Origin of the sequence: uncultured Thermus sp. (assembly GCF_938010445.1) — a bacterium.
Lineage (GTDB): Bacteria > Deinococcota > Deinococci > Deinococcales > Thermaceae > Thermus > Thermus altitudinis.
This window is the reverse complement of sequence record NZ_CALLUR010000127.1, coordinates 1-7,640: the sequence shown is the minus strand read 5'-3', so window position 1 is coordinate 7,640 and position 7,640 is coordinate 1. Positions and strand designations below refer to the sequence as shown.

Sequence of the window (7,640 nt, the reverse complement as noted above, 5' to 3'; positions counted from 1 at the left end):
CTGGAAGCCGCCAAGGCCCTCCTGCAAAAGGAGAGGCTGGACCAGGACCCCAAGGTGGGCCCGCATAGGGCCCCGGTCCTCCTTTCCGAGGAGGACCGTACCCGCTTCCTGGTCCTCCTGGAAAGCGGCAAGGCCCTTTTGCCCCTAGACCGCTACGCCCTTTTGGGCGAGATCGCCCCCGTGGAGGAGCGCCTCCTTCACCGGGCACCCTTCCGAGACAGGAGCAACGTGCTCCATAGCCTGGAAGGCCTTCCCGTGCGCCTCCTCTACACGCCCCTCAACGACCCCGAGGCGGAGGCTCAGGAGTTGGCCCAAGGCATCCTCCGCCTGACCCCTGAGGGCCTATGGGTGGGGGAAACCCCTCTGGCCATCCCCCCGGACACCCCTATTGAAGGCCTAGCCTACGAGGAGGCCTTCTTTGACCTGGGGGAGGGTCATTACTACCTCTACGCCCTTTCGGGCTCCACCCCCTCGTAGGGGGCCTTTAGCTCCAGGGTGGCTTCCGGGCAAGGTAGGATCACCCTTCCTCGTAGGCCAGGTTCTGGAGCAAGAGGTTAGGGACCCCTCCTGGCCCCGGCCGTAGCGTGAGGGGAACCCCTAAATAGGCGGCAAAGGGCATGGGCCCCTGGGCGGCCTTTCCCATGGGCCCCATCCCCGCATCCCAAACCCTTCCCGGCTTGGGTAAACTATCCCACAGCATGGACCTACCCAAGGCCTACGACCCCAAAACCGTGGAACCCAAGTGGGCGGAGAAGTGGGCGAACAACCCCTTTGTGGCCAACCCCAAAAGCGGCAAAACGCCCTTTGTCATCTTCATGCCTCCTCCCAACGTTACGGGTAGCCTGCACATGGGCCATGCCTTGGACAACTCCCTGCAGGATGCCCTCATCCGCTATAAACGCATGCAGGGCTACGAGGCCGTCTGGCTACCCGGCACCGACCATGCGGGCATCGCCACCCAGGTGGTGGTGGAAAGGCTCCTGCTTAAGGAGGGAAAGACCCGGCACCACCTGGGCCGGGAAGCCTTCTTGAAGCGGGTCTGGGAATGGAAGGAGGAGTCCGGGGGAACCATCCTGAAGCAACTCAAGCGCCTGGGGGCCAGCGCCGATTGGAGCCGGGAGGCCTTTACCATGGACGAGGCCCGCTCCAAGGCGGTGCGCTATGCCTTTAGCCGCTACTACCACGAGGGGCTGGCCTACCGCGCCCCCCGCCTGGTGAACTGGTGCCCCCGGTGCGAAACCACCCTTTCGGACCTGGAGGTGGAAACCGAACCCACCCCGGGCCAGCTCTACACCCTGGCCTACGAGGTGGAGGGTGGCGAACGCATCGCCATCGCCACCGTGAGGCCGGAAACGGTCTTCGCCGACCAGGCCATCGCCGTCCACCCCGAGGACGAGCGCTACCGGCACCTCATCGGCAAAAGGGCCCGCATCCCCCTCACGGACATCTGGATACCCATTTTGGCCGACAGCGCCGTGGAGCGGGAGTTCGGCACCGGGGCCCTTAAGGTCACCCCCGCCCACGACCCCTTGGACTACGAGATCGGCGAGCGGCACGGACTGAAGGCGGTTTCCGTCATCAACCTGGAAGGCCGGATGGAAGGGGAAAGGGTGCCGGAGGCCCTCCGGGGCCTGGACCGGTTTGCGGCCCGGAAAAAGGCGGTGGAACTTTTCCGGGAGGCAGGCCACCTCCTCAAGGAGGAGGAGTACACCATCCAGATGGCCACCTGCTCCCGCTGCGGCACCCCCTTGGAGTACGCCATCTTCCCCCAGTGGTGGCTGTCCATGAAGCCCCTGGCGGAAAAGGTCATCCGCGGCCTGGAGCGGGATGAGATCGCCTTTGTTCCCGAGCGCTGGAAAAAGGTCAACCTGGACTGGCTGAGAAACGTGCGGGACTGGAACATCTCCCGCCAGCTTTGGTGGGGGCACCAGATCCCCGCCTGGTACTGCCAGGATTGCGGTGCCGTTAACGTCCCCCGCCCTGAGCGCTACCTGGAAGACCCCAGCACCTGCGAAACCTGCGGAAGCCCTAACCTCCAGCGGGACGAGGACGTATTTGACACCTGGTTTTCCTCGGCCCTCTGGCCCCTTTCCACCCTGGGCTGGCCGGAGGAGACGGAGGACCTCAAGGCCTTCTATCCGGGCGATGTCCTGGTGACGGGCTACGACATCCTTTTCCTCTGGGTGAGCCGGATGGAGGTATCCGGTTACCACTTCCGGGGGGAACGGCCCTTTAAGACCGTGCTCCTCCACGGCCTAGTGCTGGATGAAAAGGGCCAGAAGATGTCCAAGTCCAAGGGGAACGTGATAGACCCCTTGGAGATGGTGGAGCGCTATGGGGCCGATGCCCTGCGCTTCGCCCTCACCTACCTGGCCACGGGGGGCCAGGACATCCGGCTGGACCTCCGGTGGCTGGAGATGGCCAGGAACTTCGCCAACAAGCTCTACAATGCCGCCCGTTTCGTCCTCCTAAGCCGGGAATCGTTCCAAGGGCAAACCGACACCCCTACCCTGGCGGACCGTTGGATGCGAAGCCGCCTAGGCCGGGGTGTGCGGGAGATCACCGCCCTTTACGAGGGCCTGGACCTGGCCCAGGCGGCCCGGGAGGTGTACGAGCTGGTCTGGAGCGAGTTCTGCGATTGGTACCTGGAGGCCAGCAAACCGGCCCTTAAGGCAGGGAATGCCTTTACCTTACGCACCCTCGAGGAAACCCTCGCCACCCTCCTCAAGCTTCTCCATCCCATCATGCCCTTCCTCACCAGCGAGCTCTACCAGGCCCTTACGGGCAAGGAGGAGCTGGCCCTGGAGGCCTGGCCCCAGGCTGAGGCCACGGACCAGGAGGCCGAGGCCCGGTTTGAAGCCCTGAAACAGGCGGTGACCGCGGTGCGGGCCCTAAAGGCCGAAGCCGGGCTTCCCTTGGCCCAGGAGGTGCGGGTGTTCGTGGAAGGAGAGGCCGCACCCCTTTGGGATAACCTAGAGGTGTTCCGCTTTCTATCCCGGGCTGAGCTCCTGGAAAACCGTCCTGGGAAAGCCCTGGTGAAGGCCATGCCTAAGGTGACGGTGCGCATGCCCCTAGAAGGCCTCTTGGATGTGGAGGAGTGGAAGCGCCGGCAGGAAAAGCGCCTGCAAGAACTCCTTGCCCTGACGGAAAGGAGCCAGAAAAAGCTTGACGCCCCGGGGTTCCGGGAAAAGGCTCCCAGGGAGGTGGTGGAGGCGGAAGAGGCAAGGCTTAGGGAAAACCTGGCCCAGATGGAGCGGATCCGGGAAGCCCTCAGCCAAATAGGGTGAGCCGGGGATCCCGGGCTTCCCCAGGGGCCTCGGCCACCGCCTCGGCCAGGCGCAGGTTTAGGGTCACGAAGGGAAAGCTTTCCAGCGGCTCCAGGTCCAGGATGGGCTTATTGGGGGTAAGGGCGTAAAGCTTGGCCTCGAGGAGGGTTTGGAAGGGTATGGCCTGGGAAAGGAGATGGAAAAGCCGCACCCTCTAAGGAAGCATCGCCCGCAAGGGGTTTATACACCCTTCACCCCCTCTTCAGAGGGAAGCCTCTCCCCCACCGCCCAGTAGGCCAAAAGGGCCTCGCTGAAAAGGGGGGCGTGCTCTCTACCGTAGGCGAAGAGGAGCCTCTGCACCACTAGGGCCCTGAGCCGATCCTCTGGGGTTTCCAGGATGGGCCAGGCGGCAAGCCGCCTCTGGGTGGCCTCTCCTAAGGCCACGTAAACGGGGGACTTCTCCACGGGAAAAGGCGGCAGGCCTAGCCAAAGGGAGGCCTCCTCGGGGGGCAGCAAACGGAACCCCGCCTTTTTTGCGTACTCCAGCCCCTCGAGGTTATCCTCGGGCACATAAACCCCTTCCCCCGCCTGGGCCCGGGTCAAGGCCTTCCGCAAGGGGATGGGATAGGCAAAGGGGGGTATCCCGCCTTCCAGATCCCCCGGCTCCCGGAAGTCCAAGGCTTGGGCTTCATAGGACAGGGTGCCGTTCCAGCGGTTTTCCAGGAGGGACACCGCCGCCTCCAGTTCAGGGGGCAGGGAATCCACCCGCTCCCCCATGCGCCAGGCCACCACCCTAACCCCCTGCAGGCGGAAGGCGAGGTGCTTCCCCTCCCCCAGGGAGCGGGCCTCCTCCGGGGAGCCTTGGAGGAGGAAGAGGGGCTCGGGATTCCCTTCCCCAAAGGGCTCTAAGGCTAACAAGGCCTGGTAAAGGTCCGGAAGGGACGCCAAAGGGGGCAAAAGCCCTACAAGAGGCACTTCCCGCACGGGGTCGGGAAAGGAGGCGGCAAAGGCCTCAATCCGTTTCCTAAAGGCAGGGAAGCGGGCCTCGTCCAAGGCAAACCCGGCGGCTTCCCGGTGGCCGCCAAAGCGCAGGAGGAGGTCCTCGGCACTCCTTAGGGCCTCCACGGCGCTGAGGGGCGGAAGGCTCCGCACCGTGCCCTTCCCCTTGGCCACGATGAAGACGGGGCGCAAGGTGGCCTCGAGGATACGGCTGGCCACGATGCCCATCACCCCCGGGTGGCCCTCGGGGTCGTGGAGGACAACGGCCTTGGCCTGGGGGTCCGCCTGGGGGAGGAGCCTTCTGAGCATCTCCTCCTCTAAGGCCTGGCGGCGGGCGTTCAGCCGATGGAGTTCCTCCACCAAGCCCCTGGCCTCCTCCTCATCCTCGGTGAGGAGAAGACTGAGGGCCTTCTCCGCCTCCCCCAGGCGGCTTGCCGCATTGATGCGGGGAGCGATGCGGAAGGCCACCTCCACCGCTTTCCCCGTGTAGCCCACGCTTTCCGCCAACAGGCGAAGCCCAAGGATGGAGGACTCCCTCAGGCGGGCAAGCCCTTCCCGCACCAAAGCCCGGTTCCACCCCCAAAGGGGGGCCACGTCGGCGATGGTGCCCACCGCCGCCAGATCGGCGTACTCCAGGGGTGGGGGCAGGCCCAACCTTTCATGGAGCGCCCAAAGGAGCAAAAAGGCCACCCCCGCTCCCGTGGGGTGCTCCTTAAGGTCCGGGGTGTAGGCGGGATGGAGGATCAGGCCCGGAGGAGGGGTATCGCGGGGCGTGTGGTGGTCGGTCACCAGAACCTCCACCCCGTTTTCCACAAGCTCCCGAAGCTCGGCGTGGTTGGCGATACCGCAGTCCACCGTCAGGAAAACGTCCGCCGCTTCCCGGTGCTCCGGTATACGGGCGGGATGAATGCCATACCCCTCCTCGAGGCGATGGGGGATGAAGGGGTGGACCTCCGCCCCCAAGGCCCTGAGGCCCCGCACCAGGATGGCGGTTCCCGTCAGCCCGTCGGCGTCGTAGTCCCCATGGACACGAATACGCTTTTTCTCCTTTAGCGCCCCCAGGAGAAGCTCCACCGCCTCCGACAGGCCCCGCAGGGGAAGAAGGCCCAAGCTGGGTTGCAGGTCCTCCGGCCGGCGCACGCCCCGGTGCCAGTAGACGGAGGCGGCCTCAGGCCCCACCCCCAAAGCCCCCATCAACTCCCGCCACTCCCTCACAGGCGGCAGGGGAAGAAGATGCCAGCGCACCCGATCCCTCATACCACTAGGCCTCCTTCCTCTAACCCCGCAGCGCGGGGACGGCTATACCTCTTCCCGATCGGGGATTTTGGGAATCTCCTCTATGCGTTCCCGCTTTAAGGCGTTGATCTCCCCCTGAAGCCGCCGCACCTCCCTTAGAAGGGCGCGCCTCTCCCCCACGCCCCCTAGCCAAAGGGCAAGGGCATAAACCCCCCCCACCAACACGCCCAGGGCATAGGCCCCCGGAAGGAGATAGTAAAGGGGCCAGGGTCCCCAGGGCGTGGGCACCTCCAGGAAGGGAAAGGCCAGGTACAGGTAAAGCCCCGCGCCCGCCACCCCCAAGGTGGCCAGAAGGAAAACCCAGTTCGCCAGCTTCATGGCCTTAGATTACCCCTTCCTTGTAGTCGGTTAGGCGCACCCGCCCCTCGTAGAGGGCTTTGCCCAAAAGGGCGCCTTCCACCCCGAGGCGCTTTAGGTCTAAAAGGTCCTCCGGGCCCGCAATGCCCCCGCCCGCAATGAGCTCGTGGGGCCAAGCCTCCCGTACCCGGGCCACCACCTCCAGGTCCAGGCCCTTCAGCGTCCCATCCCGCCGCACATCGGTGTAGATCACCGTGTGCACCCCCATGGCTTCCCAACGCCTAAGGAGGTCCAGGGCGGAAAGGGAGGCCGCCTCCAGCCAACCCGAGACCACCACCTCGAGGCCCCGGGCATCCAAGGCCACCACCAACCTGGCAGGACCCACCGCCTCCAGCATGGCCTGCAAAAGGGCAGGGTCCTTTACCGCCACCGTACCCACCACCACCCGGGAAGCGCCCAGGGCGAGAATCTCCCGCAAGGCCTCCAAGGATCGGATTCCACCCCCCACTTGGAAGGGGATACGGAGGGCTTCGGCAATGCGGCGAAGGGCCTCGAGGTTATCCCCCCTCCCCAGGGCCCGGTCCAGGTCCACCAGGTGGAGAAGCCTAGCCCCTTCCTCCTGCCAGCGCAAGGCGGCGGCCACCGGGTCCCCGTACTGGGTCTCTCGTTCAGGGTCCCCCTCGTAGAGGCGCACCGCCTTGCCCCCCTTCAGGTCCACGGCGGGAATCAGCAGCATGGGGCTATCCTACCAGCGCCCTTAGGGCTTCCTCCAAGCTGGGGCTTCGCATCAGGCTGGTGCCGATGAGAACGGCATCAAAAAGCCCTTCCAAAGCCTTCAGCTCCGCCTTGCGGGAATACCCCGACTCCGCCACCAAAACCCCACTAAACCCCCTCCTCCGGGCTAAACGGCCGAGCCTCGGGGCCGTGGCCAGGTCAATCTCCAAGGTGGTGAGGTTGCGGTTGTTGATGCCCACGATACTGGCCCCCGCCTCGAGGGCCAGCTCCAGCTCCTCTTCCGTGTGCACCTCCACCAGGGCCTCCAGGCCAAGCCGCCTGGCCTCCTCCAGGTAGACCCCGGTGAGCTCCCGCAAAAGGGCCACGATGAGTAGCACGGCGCTTGCCCCATAGGCCCGGGCCTCCTCCAGCATGAAGGGGTCCACCACGAAGTCCTTGCGCAGGAGGGGTAGGTCCACCGCCTGGCGGACCCTAAGAAGGTCCTCGAGGCTACCCCCAAAGCGGTGGGGCTCCGTAAGGACGCTGATGGCCCTAGCCCCACCCCGGGCGTAGGCCTGGGCCGCCTCGGCGGGGTCTATCTCCCTAATGGCTCCTTGCGAAGGGCTCGCCTTCTTCACCTCGGCGATGACGGAAAGCCCTGGCTGGAGAAGGGCCTCACGGAAGGAGGGCAGGGTTTCGGGAAAAGGGGGAAGGGGGCGGGGCACCACCTCCTCGGCCCGCCTGCGGGCGATGGCCCCCAGTACCCCACCCATGCGATCCACATCCGGCCGCATACCGACCACTATAGAGTATAGATAAGGGATGCGCGGTGTGGCCTTGGCCCTGGGGGGCGGCGGTGTCCGCGGGTACGCCCACCTGGGAGTGCTGGCGGTGTTGGAGGAGGCCAGAATCCCCATCCGGGGGCTCGCGGGAAGCTCTGCGGGCGCCTTGGCCGCTGCCGCCTATGCCTTTGGCCACAAGGACCCCTGGAAGGTGCACGAGGCCATCTTGGACCAGGAGATCGCCGGGCTCCGGCAAGGGGGTAACCTCCGTACCCTGGCCAGGCTT

The 7,640-nt window shown here is 65.6% G+C and carries 8 protein-coding genes and 1 pseudogene; 3 read left to right on the top strand and 6 right to left on the bottom strand.

Going from position 1 to position 7,640, the window contains the following annotated elements; all coding sequences use genetic code 11:
- The coding region (locus tag Q0693_RS07215; RefSeq protein WP_298630331.1) for a hypothetical protein at positions 1-477 on the top strand (477 nt) is incomplete at its 5' end.
- Between the two features lie 40 nt (positions 478-517).
- On the opposite strand, the gene Q0693_RS07210 is transcribed toward Q0693_RS07215, so the two are convergent.
- Positions 518-700, bottom strand: coding sequence for a hypothetical protein (locus tag Q0693_RS07210; protein ID WP_298630330.1), 183 nt, complete (start codon positions 698-700; stop codon positions 518-520).
- On the opposite strand from Q0693_RS07210, the gene Q0693_RS07205 reads away from it, so the two are divergent.
- The gene (locus Q0693_RS07205) at positions 699-3,287 is read left to right on the top strand and encodes a valine--tRNA ligase (protein ID WP_298630328.1); all 2,589 of its coding nucleotides are present in this window, start codon (positions 699-701) and stop codon (positions 3,285-3,287) included. The genes Q0693_RS07210 and Q0693_RS07205 overlap by 2 nt on opposite strands.
- Here Q0693_RS07205 and Q0693_RS07200 read toward each other — a convergent pair.
- From Q0693_RS07200 to trpC, 5 genes and pseudogenes are all read right to left on the bottom strand, one after another.
- Positions 3,271-3,492, bottom strand: a pseudogene (locus tag Q0693_RS07200) (hypothetical protein); the annotation flags it as partial. The gene Q0693_RS07205 and the pseudogene Q0693_RS07200 overlap by 17 nt on opposite strands.
- Before the next feature lie 14 nt (positions 3,493-3,506).
- Positions 3,507-5,522, bottom strand: a complete 2,016-nt coding sequence (locus Q0693_RS07195; protein ID WP_298630324.1) for a DHH family phosphoesterase — start codon at positions 5,520-5,522, stop codon at positions 3,507-3,509.
- 42 nt (positions 5,523-5,564) lie between these two features.
- Entirely contained in the window at positions 5,565-5,879 is a 315-nt protein-coding gene (locus tag Q0693_RS07190) for a LapA family protein (RefSeq protein ID WP_243029673.1), read from the bottom strand.
- A gap of 4 nt (positions 5,880-5,883) precedes the next feature.
- Positions 5,884-6,594 (bottom strand): 1-(5-phosphoribosyl)-5-[(5-phosphoribosylamino)methylideneamino]imidazole-4-carboxamide isomerase, encoded by a 711-nt coding sequence (hisA, locus tag Q0693_RS07185; RefSeq protein ID WP_298630322.1) that lies wholly within the window; start codon positions 6,592-6,594, stop codon positions 5,884-5,886.
- A gap of 4 nt (positions 6,595-6,598) precedes the next feature.
- A complete protein-coding gene (gene trpC, locus Q0693_RS07180; protein WP_243029671.1) occupies positions 6,599-7,366 on the bottom strand; it encodes an indole-3-glycerol phosphate synthase TrpC in 768 nt (255 codons plus the stop codon).
- Positions 7,367-7,394: 28 nt separating this feature from the next.
- Here trpC and Q0693_RS07175 point away from each other — a divergent pair.
- Positions 7,395-7,640 (top strand): patatin-like phospholipase family protein (locus Q0693_RS07175; RefSeq protein WP_298630320.1); only part of this gene is annotated, 246 nt, incomplete at its 3' end.